The following is a 16246-nucleotide window of genomic DNA, read 5'->3' as shown; positions in this document are numbered from 1 at the left end:
ATTAAATTTAAAAGGAAAAACCCTCTCTTTTTATCTAGTTAATCCTAGATAAAAACTTAAATATTTATGCTTTTATTTGCTTTATCTGATATCAATCTAAATAATAAGGCAAAATAAGTATCATTAATGGTCAAAATTTAGGAAGACTCCAATAATCAGTTTTTGTACTATTGTATCTATAAATATTAATATCATTTCCACATGAAAGTAGGTCTATTTATCCCCTGTTACATTAATCAGTTATACCCACAAGTTGGAATTGCAACTATAGAACTTTTAGAAAAATTAAATGTTGATGTTGGATATCCGTCAGGGCAAACCTGTTGTGGTCAACCTATGGCAAACTCAGGTTACGAATATGAATCTGTTGGTGCATGTAATAACTTTGTAGACAATTTTAAAGAGTTCGATTATATTGTTACTCCGTCTGGAAGTTGTGCATATCATGTAAAAAAACACTACAATATCATTCCTCAAACAACGGAAGTTACAAAAGTAAGAGACAATGTATATGAATTGTGCGATTTTATTTTAAATATCTTAAAAATTAAAGACGTAGGTGCTACTTTTTCTCACAAAATTGGCGTTCATAAAAGTTGCCATGGATTAAGAGGTTTGCGTTTAGGTTCTTGCTCGGAAGTGGTTGGTAAAAAATATTCTTATATAGAAGAATTGTTACAAGAAGTAAAAGGAGCAGAATTAGTCACCTTAAAAAGAAGCGACGAATGTTGTGGTTTTGGAGGCACCTTTGCAGTTACAGAAGAGGCCGTTTCTGTTAAAATGGGAAAAGACAAAATTAAAGACCATTTAGAAAGTGGTGCAGAAGTAATTACTGCTACAGACACTTCTTGCTTAATGCATTTAGAAGGATTAATTAATAGAAACAAACAACCTTTAAAAGTTTTGCACATCGCAGAAATTTTAAATAGCAACCTATAAAATACTATAAAATGAGTCATTCTAAATTAGCAAGTATTTTTAATAAAGATGAAAAAAGGGTTGATTGGCACGACAAAGCCTTGTGGTTTGTCCGTCATAAAAGAGATCTATCTGTTCATAATGTAAAAGGTTGGGAAGAACTAAGAAACCTAGGCCATGGAATTAAAGCTCACATGCTGTCCAACTTGGACAACTATTTAATTCAGTTCGAAGAAAATGCCAAAAAGAACGGTGTAGAAGTTCATTGGGCTGCAAATGCAGAAGAACACAATAAAATTGTACTTCAAATTCTTAAAGACAATAATGCTAAAAAAATTGTAAAAAGTAAATCGATGTTAACCGAAGAATGTCATTTAAATCCAACTTTGGAGGCAGATGGAATTGAGGTAATAGATACCGATTTAGGAGAACGCATAGTACAATTAGCAAAAGAAACACCAAGTCATATTGTATTGCCTGCCATACATAAAAACAGGCATGAAGTAGATGAATTGTTTCAAGAACATTTAGGCACAAAACCTTGCGATGGAGCCCCACAATACCTAACTGGTGAAGCAAGAAAACACTTACGAACCAAATTTATTCAAGCAGATGCAGCTCTTACAGGTGTTAACTTTGCTGTTGCAGAAACTGGTGGCTTTGTAGTTTGTACCAACGAGGGAAATGCTGATATGGGCGCACATTTAGCTCCTGTACATATTGCTTGTATGGGTGTAGAAAAAATAATACCAAAGCAAGAACACTTAGGTGTATTTTTAAGATTATTGGCAAGGTCTGCAACCGGACAACCAATAACCACCTATTCATCTCACTTTAAAAAACCAAGAAAAGGTGCAAAAATGCACATTGTAATTGTAGACAACGGACGATCTGAACAATTAAGTAGACCCGATTTTAGAGCCTCTTTACACTGTATTCGTTGTGGTGCTTGTATGAACACCTGCCCTATTTACAGAAGAAGTGGCGGCCATAGTTATGATGCTACCATTCCAGGACCAATTGGTTCTATTTTATCACCAGGAAAAGATTTAACAAAACACAGTACACTTCCGTTTGCATCCACCTTATGTGGTTCTTGTTCCGATGTGTGCCCTGTAAAAATAGATATTCATTCGCAGTTGTATAAATGGCGACAAATAATCACCAAAGAAACACCTCAACCGTTTGTTAAAAAGCAAGCTATGAAGGCAATGGGAAATATTTTTGCACACCCTAATCGTTTTGAAACTGTCGGTAAAATTGCACGTTGGTCTTTAAGAAACTTACCAAAAGCAATGATTAACTCCAAACCAAATGTTTGGGGGCATACCAGAGATTTACCTTTGGGCCCAGAGAAAAGTTTCGATCAATGGTTTAAAGATAGAGAAAACGAGAAAAAAAGTTAAATTATGAGTAGCAGAAATCAAATATTAGACCGAATTAAAGCCAATAAACCGGCACTTATCAATTTACCAAACATCAATATTTCTCTTTTTGACGAAGGCTTAGATCTTCTTAAAGAATTTACTAAAAAAGTAGAAGTCGTTGGTGGTAACGTTATTTCTGTAAACTCTAATCAAGAGATTATTGAGCAAATAGATAAAACATTTACAGATGCCAAAGTAAAGTATTCTAATTTAGCAGATACCGCTTCTTTTAACACTATAAAATTAGCCACCTTACAGAAGCCACATGATTTAGAAGATTTAGATATTTTAATTTTAGAAAGTAAATTAGCCGTTGCAGAAAATGGTGCTATTTGGATCTCAGATTCAGAGATTCCTGTGCGTGTATTACCATTTATTACAAAGCATTTAATGCTCGTTATTTCACAAAAAGACATTGTGCCATATATGCATCAAGCGTATGAAAAATTAACCAACATAAAGGCCGATTTTGGTGTGTTTATTGCAGGCCCTTCTAAAACGGCAGATATAGAACAATCTTTAGTAATTGGTGCCCACGGTGCCTTAAGCCTTACTGTATTTTTAAAAGATTAAAATTTAATTTACAATGGCTTCCCCATGCAAAAAAAACTGTTTATTGAATAAAAATAGCTAATTAAATATATACAAACACTAGCTCTACTTTATTACATCAAAACAGGATTAAACGATAAAAGTCTAATCCTGTAATTTTGAGTTACACAGCAAAGTGCGAGTGTAATTTATCTAATATAAAACTGACGATATTAGAAGTAAAATCTAAAAGTACTCTTTTAGATTAATTGTGATTAGTATGACCACCTGCTGTTTCTTCTCCAGATTGATTCATAGCCATTTCGTGATCATACTTGCAACAAGCAGGCAAACCTTTGTATGCGTCTTCGCTTCCAGATTCTTTTTCTGTATCATAACCAGAAGCTGCAATAGCTTTATGAATGGCAGTAGCATCTGTTTTTGTATCATCAAAAGATACATCAATTTTCTTTTTATTTACATTCCAATTTGCATTTATAACACCATCAAGAGCGTTTGCGGCTTTTTCTATAGTTTGTTTACACATACCACAGTTTCCACGTACTCCAAAAGAAACATCAGCATTAGCAATTCCTTTATTTATTGTTGTTTTTTCTACATTTTGCTTGGCTTCATTTTTACAACTTGTAAAACTTATTGTAGCTATTATAGCAAGACTTAAAATTACTTTTTTCATTGTTTAAAGATTTGATTGTTTTTATTATTTTATGACTTGTTTTACGTCTCCGCAAGTTAACATAGCACCACCAAAATACGGGTTTACTACTTTTTCTGTTGTACTTAACCAATAAGCACCTTTATTATTATCAGACATTGGGCAAAATAAAAGATATACTTCTTTATTAACGCCAAAAACTTCTAAAATATTTATCATATTAGATGATAAGTGCTTAAAGTAAGTTCTTTGCATTGTTATATCTGCAGTATTTAACATCAAATTAGCCATTGCTTTTATTTCTTTTTCTGATGACATCCAATGTTGGTGTGCTTTTTTATCATTTAACAACTTCATATCAACTTTAGTTACATTTTTTAATAATAATTTAGATTGATTTTTAAGTTCTTTAATGTCATTTATTGCTAACGCATTTTTTATTTTAATATAATCATTAAAAACGACCTGCAATTGGTTTTTAAATTCCTTAGAGACCTCTATTCTTTCATTTTTATTTAAAGGTTTTTTAACCTCGGAAGAGTTATTATTCATACCTAAATGACCTTCATGCCCCGTCATTACTTTGCCTCCTTTTTTATTCATCATCGATTTTTTGCCTTGTAATTGAGCAGCAGCATCTACTGTAAAGGTACCGTTGGTTACAATTTCATCTCCATTATTTAAACCTTCCATAACCTGATAATTATCTCCAAATTGGTTCCCTAATGTAATTTCTTGGATTTGAAAAACAGGTTCATTTGCATTCGATTTTAGATACACAACAGAGCGTTTTCCTGTCCATAAAATTGCCGAAGCAGGTATGGTTAATACTTCTTCTTTATCAGAAGAATCAACTGCTTTAATTTTACCTTCTACAAACATGCCTGGTTTAAAAAGCTCGTTTTTATTATTTAATACGACTCTTAATTTTACCGTTCTTGTTTTACTATCTAAAATAGGATCTATAAAATCTACTTTGCCTTTAAATTCTTTATTAGAATATGCCTTAGTGGTTACCACAATATTCTGCCCTTTTTTAAATTGACTAATTTGATTTTCATAGACATCAAAATTTGCCCAAACGCTGTTTAAATTTGATACTTTAAAAATAGGTTTTCCGTCCATAATATGAGAACCTACATTTATAGCGATTTCGGTAACTACACCAGAAACATGCGAATAAATGGTGAAGCTATTTTTTACTTGTCCGGTTTGTTCTACCTCCTCTAATTGCTTACCATGGATCATCCAATTTTTAAACTTGTTTTTAACGGCATTATACAATTGTGGTTGCGATGCTTTTAATTTATAAGCTGTAATTAATTCTTGCTGTGCAGCAATTAATGCTGGTGAATAAATTTGAGCAACTGCTTGTCCTTTATGTACACGTTCTCCTAAAGAATTTACAAACAGTTTTTCAACTCTACCGTTAAAATGGGCAGGCATTGTTGCTGTTTCATCCTCATTCTCGGTAATTTTTCCTGATAAAATAAAACCTAAATTTTCATTAGAAACACTTTCTCCTACTATTGATGTTTGAATATTGGCCAAAGCCATCGCGTTTTTAGAAAGCTTAAATTGATCTGCTAATAATCCTTCTTCACTGCTTGCAGCAGGAATTAAATCCATTCCGCAAATAGGGCAGTCTCCAGCCTCTGGTTGCATAATTTGAGGATGCATGGAGCAAGTCCACATTTGATTTGTTTCTGTAGCTTCATTATGTTTGTGCACTGTCTCTGTAGATGTAGTATTACCTCCAAAAAACATCCAACCTAAAAGGAAACCAACAGCTAACACAGCTATATAAATGATATATTTTTTCATAATTTAATTGATTAAATAATTGATGATTGTGGTTTGAACATAATAGTTCTTTACAGCTTCAATCTGATTCATTTGAAATTTTAATTGCAATTCTTGAATGTCTAAAACGTCATTAAAATCAATCGTTCCGGTTTCATAACTTCTAATTAAAATATCTTCTGCATCTTTGGCTTGCTGTATATTTTTAACTTGTGTTTTATACGTGATGCTTGCAGAAATTCGATCGGTTACAGCTTTATCTAATAGCGTTTCTAAAGTATTTAAACGTTCTTGTTTTTGTGCTTCAATTTCTTGTTGTTGCAACTCATTTTGCTTCGTTTTCGATTTATATTTCTTATTAAAAAGCGGAATAGATAACGACACAGTTGGCATCAAAATATCTTTTCCTTTTTCACTAAAAGTAATGTCAGGTCCTGCATTAATATTGATGTAATCGAATCCGAAACCAAAGGAAGGGTGACTTTCTTTTTGATTCATCAATTCGGATTGTGCTACAGATTGAAACAGTTTGTCGTATTTCAGCAATTCAGGATGCAAAGCAAGGTTTTTTGTATTGATTTCAAAATCTTCGGAAGGCATTATTAATGCATCAACAACATCAATTTTAATCGTATTTTCTCTATTTAAAAGCTTATTAAAAGCGGTTTGTTCTGCTAAATACTGTTGTTCTAAAACCAATTTGAGTTGTTCTAATTCATTCTGACGCATTTGCAATCTTAAAACATCTACTGCAGAAGCTTTACCGACTTCAATCGATTTTAATGCCAATATTTCATAAGTTTTAAGCAGTTTGCTGTTTTCTACTAAAATAGCTTGTTTGCCTTTATTTACATATAATTTATAATACGATTGAGATACGGAAACCATCAGTTTTCGTTTGGCTATTACAATATCTTCGTACTTTGTATCGGCCAAAGAACTCGCATAATTTTCACGAGATGTGATGGTTCCAAACCAAGGCAACATTTGTTTTGCTGATACTTTAAAACGCTGTGTTCCTGTTCGTGTTTCTGGCTCTAACACAAAATAACCAGCACTAAATTCTGTGTTTGGTAAGGTATTTACTTCATTTACTTTTTCTGAAGCAATTCGATACTGTAACTCAAATTTTTGAATTTCAAGATTATTTTCTAAAGCGATGTTAATGTAGGTTTCTAGCTCTTGAGAATTTCCTTGTAGAACAAAGAATAAAGAACAAAGAAACAAGACTACTTTATGTGTTATATGATTTTTATAGTTTTTCATTGTATATTTTTTATTTCTATTTTCTAAGCTCTTTTCTCTCTATTCTTTTTAAAAGAAACTCTTCTCTCCAGCTATATAAAACCGGAACAATAAAGTAGGAGGTAATGTCAATAACCATTCCTCCAAAAATCGGTATTGCCATCGGAATCATAATATCACTTCCTTTTCCTGTGGATGTTAAAACGGGTAATAATGCCAAAATAGTAGTTACTGTTGTCATTAAACACGGACGAATACGTTTCTTAGCAGCTTCTAAAGCAGCAACTCTAATACTCATTTTATCTGATGGTTTTTCACGATCAAAAGTCTGAGTTAAGTAAGTTGCCATGACAACTCCGTCATCTGTTGCAATACCAAATAAGGCAATAAAACCAACCCAAACGGCCACACTTAAATTGATGGTTTTCATATTGAAAAGGTCTCGCATATTCTCGCCAAAGAAGCTAAAATTGAAAAACCAATCTTGTCCGTATAACCAAATCATAATAAAACCACCGGCAAATGCAACTGCAATTCCGGTAAATACCATTAATGATGTGGTTACCGATTTAAACTGAAAATACAGTATCAAGAAAATAATAGCCAATGCTAAAGGAACTACCACTGCTAATGTTTTTTCTGCTCGTAATTGGTTCTCATAAGTACCCGTGAATTTATAACTGATGCCTTTTGGAACCGTTAATTCCCCGGAATCTATTTTTTGTTGAAACAAAGCTTGCGCATTTTCTACCACATCTACTTCTGCAAAACCATCTATTTTATCAAACAAAACATAGCCCACTAAAAAAGTATCTTCACTTTTAATCACTTGCGGACCTTGTTCATATTTAATCGTCGCTAATTCACTTAAGGGTACAGGACTTCCTTTTTCTACAGGAATATAAATATCTTTAATATCTTCTGGGTTGCCACGTAATTCTCTTGGGTAACGTACGCGAACGCCGTAACGTTCTCTACCTTCAACCGTTTGGGTTAAAGCCATACCACCAATAGCAACTTTTAGTATACTTTGTACATCCTCTATAGAAATGCCATAGCGTGCTATTTTTTCTCTATCAATATCAATTAATAAATAAGGCTTCCCAACAATTCTATCCGCAAATACAGCTTCTATTTTAACGCCTTCGGCTTGTTTTAAAAGACTTTCTAATTGCAACCCAAAAGCTTCAATTTGTTTTAAATCTTGTCCCTTTACTTTAATTCCCATGGGCGCTCGCATACCTGTTTGTAACATGATCAATCGCGTTTCTATGGGCTGTAATTTCGGTGCAGAAGTAACACCTGGTAACTTGGTAACTTTAATGATTTCTTTCCAAATATCATCTGGACTTTTAATTTCTGGTCGCCAGTTTCTATAGAATTCTCCGTCGTTGTCTTCTATTAATTGAGCGTTTTCAACGGATGTTCCTGAAGTAATAAAACGTTTTGTTTTTAACTCAAAAAAACCATCAGTATTTACTTTATAACGTTGTCTTTTTCCTTCGGAATTACGCATGTATTCCGGTTTATACTGAATCATGTTTTCGTACATCGACAAAGGAGCAGGATCTAAAGAAGATTCTGTTCTACCAGCTTTACCAACCACTGTTTCAATTTCTGGAATGGTCGCAACCGCCATATCTAATTGCTGCAACACACGTTTATTTTCTTCAACTCCAGCATGCGGAAGAGAAGTAGGCATGAGTAGAAAAGAGCCTTCATTTAAAGAAGGCATAAATTCTTTTCCTGTGTTGTTCATAATCCAAAACCCAGAAATAAGAACCGTTATCGGAACCATTAAAAACAACATCTTATTCGCTAAAGCCCATTGTAAAATTCGGCCATAATATTTTCTAAAAACTGAGAATATTCCTAAAATTCCGAAGCAAATAATAGACACAAAAATTAAGTTTATAAAAATACTACGATTAAAACCTAAAGGTCTCCAATATTCTGCCAATAGAAATACAATGGCAATTGATGAGATAATGATATTAAGAAGATTTACTTTTTTAGCATCTAGCTTTCCTAAAACACCTAATAAGGCAGAAATTCCAAAAGCGATTACTATAAGACCTAAATAATGACCGCTTATCACAATTACAATTCCTGCAAGAATTAAAGCAGTACTTACAATGTATTTAAACGAGTTTTTTAGCGTTGTTTTACGGAATAAAAAAGCTGCTAAAGGCGGAATTATAAACAAAGCAATCACTAAAGAAGCTGATAGTGCCATTGTTTTAGTAAACGCTAAAGGTCTAAACAATTTACCTTCTGCACCAATCATTGTAAATACAGGCACAAAACTGATAATAGTCGTTAAAACAGCAGTTAAAATAGCGCCAGAAACTTCTGCAGTAGCGTTGTAAATAACTTCGTTTATGGATAGTTTCTTGTTATGAGATTCCTCGTCGCTCGTGCCTTGCTCTGTCGAAATGACATTCTCTTGTTCGTCGAGATGGCGAATCATGTTTTCGGCGAGAATAACTCCAACATCAACCATGGTACCAATAGCGATTGCAATACCAGATAATGCCACTATATTGGCATCAACATTAAAGAGTTTCATGGTAACAAACACCATTAAAATAGCAACAGGTAACAAGCCCGAAATTAAAATAGAAGCTCTTAAATTAAAAACCATCACAATAATTACCAAAATAGTAATTAAAATTTCTAAGGTTAAAGCTTCACTAAGCGTGTCTAAAGTTTCTACAATTAATTCTGATCGATCATAAAAAGGAACGATTGTTAATTGAGATGTACGTCCGTCTGCTAAAACTTTAGATGGTAAACCACCTTTTAATTCTTCTATTTGGGCTTTTACATTCGTAATCACTTCCATAGGGTTTGCGCCATATCTAGCTACGACAACACCACCAACAACTTCTGCGCCTTCTTTGTCTAATATCCCGCGTCTAGCGGCAGGACCTAAAGAAACTTTAGCAATGTCTTTAATTTTAATCGCCGTATAATCTTTAGAAGTAACGACTGCATTTTCTATATCTTCAATTGATTTTACATAGCCTAAACCACGAACTAAATATTCAACTTTATTAATTTCTAATGTCTGTGCACCAATATCTTTATTGCTTTCTTTAACCGCTTTTACAACTTGATTCAATCCAATGCTGTATTGGCGCATCAATTCTGGGTTGACATCAATTTGATATTCTTGCACATACCCACCAATAGAAGCAACTTCAGAAACCCCACTTGCAGAAGACAAACCGTATTTTATATAGTAATCTTGTATGCTGCGTAATTCCTGTAAATCCCAACCACCAGTTACGTTTCCATCTTTATCTCTACCTTCTAAAGTATACCAATAAATCTGACCTAAACCTGTAGCATCTGGCCCTAAAGCAGGATTTATTCCTTCTGGTAATAAATTACTTGGTAACGAATTTAGTTTTTCTAAAATTCGGCTTCTGCTCCAATAAAACTCAATGTCTTCTTCAAAAATGATATAAATACTAGAGAAGCCAAACATCGATGAACTACGAATGGTTTTGACTCCAGGAATACCAAGTAAAGAAGAGGTTAATGGATAGGTAATTTGGTCTTCAATATCTTGTGGAGAACGACCATCCCACTTTGTGAATACAATTTGTTGATTTTCGCCAATATCCGGAATGGCATCTACAGCCACAGGATTGCTTGGTAAAAAGCCAGTATCCCAATTAAAAGGAGCGTTTACAGTTCCCCATCCAATAAAAAGGGCCAATAATAAAACCAATACGATTTTATTTTCTATTAAATATTTAATAATCTTATTTAGCATAAAGCCTGATATTTAAAACAATTAGAAAGTGATGTTAGAAAAACATCGAATACAAGAAATCATCCTAATGAAATAAATCATAGGATAATACAGTCTATTGTTAAAAAAATCAGATTAAATAAGTCTCGTCTAGCTTAAAGAGTTCTTTGTCTATGAGAGGTGGTTGATACGCTTCGTATGAAGATACATTATTTTCTAAACCTTCAAAAAGATTGATATACGTGTAAACAAATGAAGCTATAAAAAGTTGTTGTTCAAAAGAAATAGTATCTACTTGTAGTTGTAATTCGTCTTGACCATCTACAACTATTTGTTCATCATTACAGCAATCTTTTTTTGTAATTGAACAGTCTTTGGTGGCAGGTTTTTGCATATCCATGCCACAACCTTCTGCCTTTTGAAGCATAGCAGTTTCCACTAAAGTATCACCACAATAATGCATACTAACAGTGAATGACATCGTAGAAAATAGAACTACAACAGCCATTACAATTGACATTATTTTATGTGAAATTTGCTTCATATTAATGGCAAAGGTATACAAAATTTGATAATAAATTTTTACTTTAGAAAAGTTTAACTGAAAAACAAGGCAACTGACTTTCATAAATGAATCCCTATATTTTATTTAAAATCAGACATCATTCATTTAGAGAATTTAACGCAAGGAAAACAATTACATTGCTTAGAAAGCAACAAAACAAGCCCAATATATTTACAACCATTAAAAACTCACACTAACATAGGTTAAAAAATTAGCAAAAGGAAATATCAAATACAGAACATGTTAAAGAAATAATATAAATTTAGAAGAACTAAAATTTTATACAAAAACAGTTCAAATTATCCCCCCTTCTAAACGGATAAAAAGTATTTTGAACAGAGACTAACAATAGTTTTTACATTTAACCTGTTTTTTTTAGATCCTACAAAGTAACACCTCAATAACTATATAATTGCTTTTTTAAAATTCATTTCAGAATTATAACGAAGTGTACTTCTTTATGTATCGGTAGACGTCAATTTTTACTTACCAACAAGTTTCTCTATATTTAAAATTGATCCTTTTAAGCTTACTCCACAATCTTATACTTTAACAATATTTCCGAGACTCTATTGTGTCTCAAAATAACTAGGGTAACTCATAAGGTAACTATCACATGCGTTTTTAAGTACATGTATAAGATATTATCTATTTAATCTAAAAATTCTTAACCCTAATAAATTATCAGGTGAAATCAGTGTTTATAAAAGTTTAAGGTTTTTTACCATCCAAGAATGTGGTGTATAAAAAAAGCCTTACATAAATGTAAGGCTTTTGGCGGAGAAAGAGGGATTCGAACCCCCGGACCTGTTACAGTCAACAGTTTTCAAGACTGCCGCATTCGACCGCTCTGCCATTTCTCCAGTGCGTCTCATCAAGTATTCCCTGATTGCGGCTGCAAATATAGAAAGGTTTTTTAGTTTACAAAAACAAATAACGATTTATTTTTATTTTTTTTTTGAATATCATACATAAAACATCATATCACCCTATAAATCAAGTCTTTTAAATTATTATTTTTTTTTTAGAAATCGTCACAAAAAAGTCTAAATAAAGAATTCTTGTATAGTAGTTCATTATATTTGCCCTTATTATTCTAATTATATAATTATGTCATTTAATTCCTTTGGAAATTTATTAAAAGTAACAACGTATGGAGAATCTCACGGAACTGCTATTGGTGGCGTCATAGATGGATTCCCTGCAGGATTAGAGGTAGATTTTGAAGCTATTCAAAATGAGTTAGATAGACGTAAACCTGGGCAATCTAAAATTGTTACCCAGCGTAAAGAACCAGATACTGTGGAATTTCATTCAGGTATTTTTGAAGGTAAAACTACAGGTACTTCTATTGGTTTTATTATTAGAAACACCAATCAAAAATCTAAAGATTACAACCACAATACCAATGTATATAGACCTTCTCATGCAGATTTTACGTATGATAAGAAATTTGGAAACAGAGATTATAGAGGTGGCGGAAGAAGTTCTGCCCGCGAAACTGCCAATTGGGTAGTTGCTGGTGCTTTAGCAAAACAGTTAATTGCTAGCATGAATATAAATGCCTTTACATCTTCTGTTGGCGATATTTTTATAGACAAACCGTATCAAGATTTAGATTTTTCTAAAACAGAAAGTAATATTGTTCGTTGTCCGGATGAAGTTTCTGCAGAGAAAATGATAAACAGAATACAAGAAATTAGAAAAGCTGGTGATACAATTGGTGGTACCGTAACTTGTGTTGCTCAAAATGTACCTGTAGGTTTAGGAGAACCAATATTTCAGAAATTACACGCACAATTAGGTAGCGCAATGTTATCTATAAATGCCGTAAAAGGTTTTGAATTTGGTAGTGGATTTTGTGGCGCAAAAATGAAAGGTTCAGATCATAACGATGTTTTTAATGCAGACGGTTCTACACAATCTAATTTATCTGGTGGTATACAAGGTGGAATAAGCAATGGTATGGATATCTATTTTAGAGTTGCTTTTAAACCTGTTGCAACTATTATGAGCTCTCAACAAACTATTAACTCAGAATATGAAGTTACAGAGATTACAGGTAAAGGACGTCATGACCCTTGTGTTGTACCTAGAGCTGTACCAATTGTAGAAGCAATGACTGCTTTAGTATTAGCTGATTTTTGGTTGTTAAATAAAACGAGACAGATATAATTTACGTACTATTTAAAAGATTGAAATAGAATACTTGTAAATTTATTTACCTTTAACGGAAAAACTTTTTTTTCTGTGGATATTAAACGACTATATTTTATTGATATTATTAGGGCTTTTGCTATCTTAATGATGCTACAAGGGCACTTTATAGATACGTTACTAGCTAACTCGTATAGAGATTTAAATGATCCTACTTTTATGCTATGGTCTTATTTTAGAGGCATTACTGCCCCAACTTTTTTTACTATTTCGGGATTAATTTTCACCTATCTTTTGTTAAATTCAAAAGAAAAAGGATTAGAAAAAGAAAGAATGATAAAAGGAATTACCAGAGGGGGCTTTTTAATAGCTATTGGTTACTTACTAAGAGTTCCGCTTTTTAGTTGGTTAACAGGTACATTTAATACTTCTTTTTTAGCTATTGATGTGCTACAAATAATAGGCCTAAGCTTAATATTAATTATTAGTTTTTATTTTATCAGTAACAAAAAAACAATACTTTTTTCTATAATTACATTCATCTTTGGTATTACTATATTTATAACAGAACCTCTGTATAGAGGTTTAAACATAACGGCTATTCCACTTTTTATAAATAATTATATTTCTAAAAGTAATGGATCTATATTTACAATTATTCCCTGGTCTGGTTTTGTCTGTTTTGGTGCATTTTTAGCAACAATTTTTCATAAAAATGTATTCAAAAAAAGTTTTAAAAAAATAATCATTTCTTTTTTTATATGTTTTGGTTTTATTCTAATATTTTGTTCTTCAAAAATACTTGTATATTTTTCAAAGTTAACAGACTCTCAACTATTAATGGATGCTGCTAGTTATAATTATCTGTTTACTAGATTTGGAAATGTATTATTAATTTTTGCTTTCTTCTTTAGTTTAGAGAAATATTTAAAGTCTTCCCTAATTTTAAAAATAGGTCAAAAAACATTATCCATTTATGTAATTCATTTCATTATTATTTATGGAAGCTTTACGGGATTAGGATTAAAAAAAATTATCGGTAAAAGTCTAAACCCAACAGAAGCAATTATTGGAGCTATACTATTCTTAATTGTAGTTTGCTTATTGTCTTTTTATTACGCGAAAACAAATACTTTTTTATATTTAAAATTGAGAAAAGTTTTTAATAAAATTAAAAAATAACCTAAAATGAAAATGCTACTTTCTTTAATTTTATTATTAGTATTTTTCGATGGTTTTTCTCAAGAAAGGTATTTAGAAAAGTTTTCAAAATATAAAGAGAAAACATACACTTACCATCAATTAAAAGAAGAGGAAAGTTTAAAGTTAAATTTTTATAAACCTAAAAAAGCAAAAGGGAAAACTCCATTATTAATATATGTTCATGGAGGTGGATTTTCAGGAGGAAGTAGAAATGATAAAAAGTCTAGAGATTTTGCGGAAGAAATGGTTCAATATGGTTATGCTGTAGCATCCATATCTTATAGGTTAACCATGAAAGGTAAAGGTTTTGGATGCGCTACAAACTCATCATTAAAAATAGCTGCTTTTAATGAAGTCTCTAAAGATATAAGTTATGCTGTACAATATTTAATAGCACATAAAAACAAGTTTAAAATAGATATAGATAACATTATTTTGGTGGGTTCTAGTGCTGGTGCAGAAGCTATTTTAAATTTAGCCTATGTTTATGATAACAAAATTTTAAACAAGAATTTTAAATTTGCTGGTATCATTGCAATGGCTGGTGCAATAACTTCTATTGATAATATAACTTCAGATAATGCAATTCCTACTCAATTATTTCATGGAGTAAAAGATAATTTAGTTCCTTATTATATCGCTTCTCACCATTATTGTAAGTTAGCATCTCCTGGTTTTTTAAACTTGTTTGGTTCTAGAGCGATTGCAAATAAACTAAAGGCTATTAATAAGTCATATTACTTATATAGTATAAAGGAAGGAAGCCATAACTGGAATTCTAAGCCCATATATGAGTGTACAAAAGAAATTATAGATTTTTTATATTATGATGTTTTAAAAAGAAATAACCGGCAAATTGAAACTACTTTTTAATTTGATATAAAAAAAGCGAAACTATTAAGTTTCGCTTTTAATTTATAATTTTTATTTTTTTACTTTAATAATTTATCCAAATCATAAAAATAAAAATCTTTAGCATCATTCATTGCTACAAATAGCCCACTTTTAAAAGTGTCGTTTAAAGGTACGGTAACCACATCACATCCATCTGTTTCAGTAGTTGATAGATTAACTGCTTTTACAAACTCATTTGTTTGCCTATCAAACAAATTAAATTGTCCCTGTTGTTGATCCGAAACAATAATATACCCTTTCTCATTCTCAAATTTAGCAATTGCAATACCTTCTATATCTCTTTCAAAAAGTTCACTTCCAAAACAAGCAATTTCTTTATTTCCTTTAGAAGGTTCTGCATAATATTTACGAATACAATGTCCTTCATCAGAATAATAAACATAACCCATTTCTGCATCAACAGCAATGGCTTCAATTTCTTTTTCACCACTAAAATCCCCGAACTTTCTAACCAAAGTAGCGGTTACTTTACTATTTTCTGAAACCAATTTATATTGATATAAATAGCCTTCTTTAGGTCCTGTTTTTCTACCAACTATTGCATAAAAACTACCATCAATCGGACTTTTATAGATAGCAATTCCCATTGGTAATTTGTTTTCTGAAAAAGTTTCATCTTCAAAAACTGGAAATCCTCCTTGATCTAAAGGCTTCATATCGGGTACAGAAAACATTCTAATTTGCTGTTCTTCTCTTTCTGTAAAGATCAAAATATCTACTTTTACAGAATCATTTACCTGAAAACCATATTCTAAATCTACATTGTTAGGTCTTTTTATATTTCTGATGGTTTTATCTTCTATAATTTTACCTTGTAAATCATACGCATAAATTGCTCCATTGGTTTCTTTATCTGTTCCAAAAACAATACTTTTTGTTGCATCTGTTGGATGAATCCAAATGGCAGGATCATCTGTATCATTTATAGATTTTTCTGTAATTACATCTGGTGCTATTGCAGGTAATTTACTACCAGTAGTACACGATAACAATGTTAATGTTCCTAAAAATAGGATGCTATTTTTTATTGATAATTTCATTAT

Annotated in this window: 12 protein-coding genes and 1 tRNA gene; 6 read left to right on the top strand and 7 right to left on the bottom strand. The window is 31.8% G+C overall.

Annotation, left to right across the window (positions count from 1 at the left end):
• Positions 1-201 precede the first annotated feature (201 nt).
• From H0I27_RS05855 to H0I27_RS05845, 3 genes are read left to right on the top strand one after another with little or no spacing between them, the layout of a single operon-like run.
• The gene (locus H0I27_RS05855; protein WP_218732922.1) at positions 202-939 is read left to right on the top strand and encodes a (Fe-S)-binding protein; all 738 of its coding nucleotides are present in this window, start codon (positions 202-204) and stop codon (positions 937-939) included.
• An 11-nt stretch (positions 940-950) separates the two neighbouring features.
• Positions 951-2324 carry a lactate utilization protein B gene (locus H0I27_RS05850; protein ID WP_218732921.1) on the top strand — a complete coding sequence of 458 codons (1374 nt, stop codon included), beginning with the start codon at positions 951-953 and terminating at the stop codon, positions 2322-2324.
• 3 nt (positions 2325-2327) lie between these two features.
• Positions 2328-2918 carry an LUD domain-containing protein gene (locus H0I27_RS05845; RefSeq protein WP_218732920.1) on the top strand — a complete coding sequence of 197 codons (591 nt, stop codon included), beginning with the start codon at positions 2328-2330 and terminating at the stop codon, positions 2916-2918.
• Positions 2919-3141: 223 nt separating this feature from the next.
• Here the strand turns inward: H0I27_RS05845 and H0I27_RS05840 are convergent, their stop codons facing one another.
• The 6 genes from H0I27_RS05840 to H0I27_RS05815 all read right to left on the bottom strand — a co-directional run bounded on the left by H0I27_RS05840 (position 3142) and on the right by H0I27_RS05815 (position 11791).
• A complete protein-coding gene (locus H0I27_RS05840) occupies positions 3142-3573 on the bottom strand; it encodes a heavy-metal-associated domain-containing protein (protein WP_218732919.1) in 432 nt (143 codons plus the stop codon).
• A 24-nt stretch (positions 3574-3597) separates the two neighbouring features.
• Positions 3598-5376: an efflux RND transporter periplasmic adaptor subunit gene (locus H0I27_RS05835; protein ID WP_218732918.1), complete on the bottom strand. Its 1779-nt coding sequence runs from the start codon at positions 5374-5376 to the stop codon at positions 3598-3600.
• A 3-nt stretch (positions 5377-5379) separates the two neighbouring features.
• A complete protein-coding gene (locus H0I27_RS05830; RefSeq protein ID WP_218732917.1) occupies positions 5380-6621 on the bottom strand; it encodes a TolC family protein in 1242 nt (413 codons plus the stop codon).
• Positions 6622-6637: 16 nt separating this feature from the next.
• Positions 6638-10384, bottom strand: coding sequence for an efflux RND transporter permease subunit (locus H0I27_RS05825; RefSeq protein ID WP_218732916.1), 3747 nt, complete (start codon positions 10382-10384; stop codon positions 6638-6640).
• 109 nt (positions 10385-10493) lie between these two features.
• The gene (locus H0I27_RS05820; protein ID WP_254713149.1) at positions 10494-10907 is read right to left on the bottom strand and encodes a hypothetical protein; all 414 of its coding nucleotides are present in this window, start codon (positions 10905-10907) and stop codon (positions 10494-10496) included.
• A 796-nt stretch (positions 10908-11703) separates the two neighbouring features.
• Positions 11704-11791: transfer RNA gene (locus H0I27_RS05815), tRNA-Ser, on the bottom strand.
• 247 nt (positions 11792-12038) lie between these two features.
• Here H0I27_RS05815 and aroC point away from each other — a divergent pair.
• The 3 genes from aroC to H0I27_RS05800 all read left to right on the top strand — a co-directional run bounded on the left by aroC (position 12039) and on the right by H0I27_RS05800 (position 15161).
• Complete coding sequence (gene aroC / locus H0I27_RS05810) at positions 12039-13103, top strand: chorismate synthase (RefSeq protein WP_218732915.1); 1065 nt, start codon at positions 12039-12041, stop codon at positions 13101-13103.
• A 75-nt stretch (positions 13104-13178) separates the two neighbouring features.
• On the top strand, positions 13179-14267 hold the full coding sequence (locus tag H0I27_RS05805; RefSeq protein WP_218732914.1) for a heparan-alpha-glucosaminide N-acetyltransferase domain-containing protein: 1089 nt from the start codon (positions 13179-13181) through the stop codon (positions 14265-14267).
• 6 nt (positions 14268-14273) lie between these two features.
• Positions 14274-15161: a carboxylesterase family protein gene (locus H0I27_RS05800; protein WP_218732913.1), complete on the top strand. Its 888-nt coding sequence runs from the start codon at positions 14274-14276 to the stop codon at positions 15159-15161.
• Between the two features lie 59 nt (positions 15162-15220).
• Here the strand turns inward: H0I27_RS05800 and H0I27_RS05795 are convergent, their stop codons facing one another.
• Positions 15221-16243: a phytase gene (locus H0I27_RS05795; RefSeq protein WP_218732912.1), complete on the bottom strand. Its 1023-nt coding sequence runs from the start codon at positions 16241-16243 to the stop codon at positions 15221-15223.
• Positions 16244-16246 lie beyond the last annotated feature (3 nt).

Source organism: Polaribacter sp. HaHaR_3_91, assembly GCF_019278525.1.
In the GTDB taxonomy this organism is placed as follows: domain Bacteria; phylum Bacteroidota; class Bacteroidia; order Flavobacteriales; family Flavobacteriaceae; genus Polaribacter.
This window is presented reverse-complemented; position numbering and strand designations above follow the sequence as displayed.

Bases quoted from the DNA above. Each gene is read 5' to 3' on its own strand.
- H0I27_RS05855 (WP_218732922.1), top strand. From the start codon at position 202: ATGAAAGTAGGTCTATTTATCCCCTGTTACATTAATCAGTTATACCCA.
- H0I27_RS05850 (WP_218732921.1), top strand. From the start codon at position 951: ATGAGTCATTCTAAATTAGCAAGTATTTTTAATAAAGATGAAAAAAGG.
- H0I27_RS05845 (WP_218732920.1), top strand. From the start codon at position 2,328: ATGAGTAGCAGAAATCAAATATTAGACCGAATTAAAGCCAATAAACCG.
- H0I27_RS05840 (WP_218732919.1), bottom strand. From the start codon at position 3,573: ATGAAAAAAGTAATTTTAAGTCTTGCTATAATAGCTACAATAAGTTTT.
- H0I27_RS05835 (WP_218732918.1), bottom strand. From the start codon at position 5,376: ATGAAAAAATATATCATTTATATAGCTGTGTTAGCTGTTGGTTTCCTT.
- H0I27_RS05830 (WP_218732917.1), bottom strand. From the start codon at position 6,621: ATGAAAAACTATAAAAATCATATAACACATAAAGTAGTCTTGTTTCTT.
- H0I27_RS05825 (WP_218732916.1), bottom strand. From the start codon at position 10,384: ATGCTAAATAAGATTATTAAATATTTAATAGAAAATAAAATCGTATTG.
- H0I27_RS05820 (WP_254713149.1), bottom strand. From the start codon at position 10,907: ATGAAGCAAATTTCACATAAAATAATGTCAATTGTAATGGCTGTTGTA.
- aroC (WP_218732915.1), top strand. From the start codon at position 12,039: ATGTCATTTAATTCCTTTGGAAATTTATTAAAAGTAACAACGTATGGA.
- H0I27_RS05800 (WP_218732913.1), top strand. From the start codon at position 14,274: ATGAAAATGCTACTTTCTTTAATTTTATTATTAGTATTTTTCGATGGT.
- H0I27_RS05795 (WP_218732912.1), bottom strand. From the start codon at position 16,243: ATGAAATTATCAATAAAAAATAGCATCCTATTTTTAGGAACATTAACA.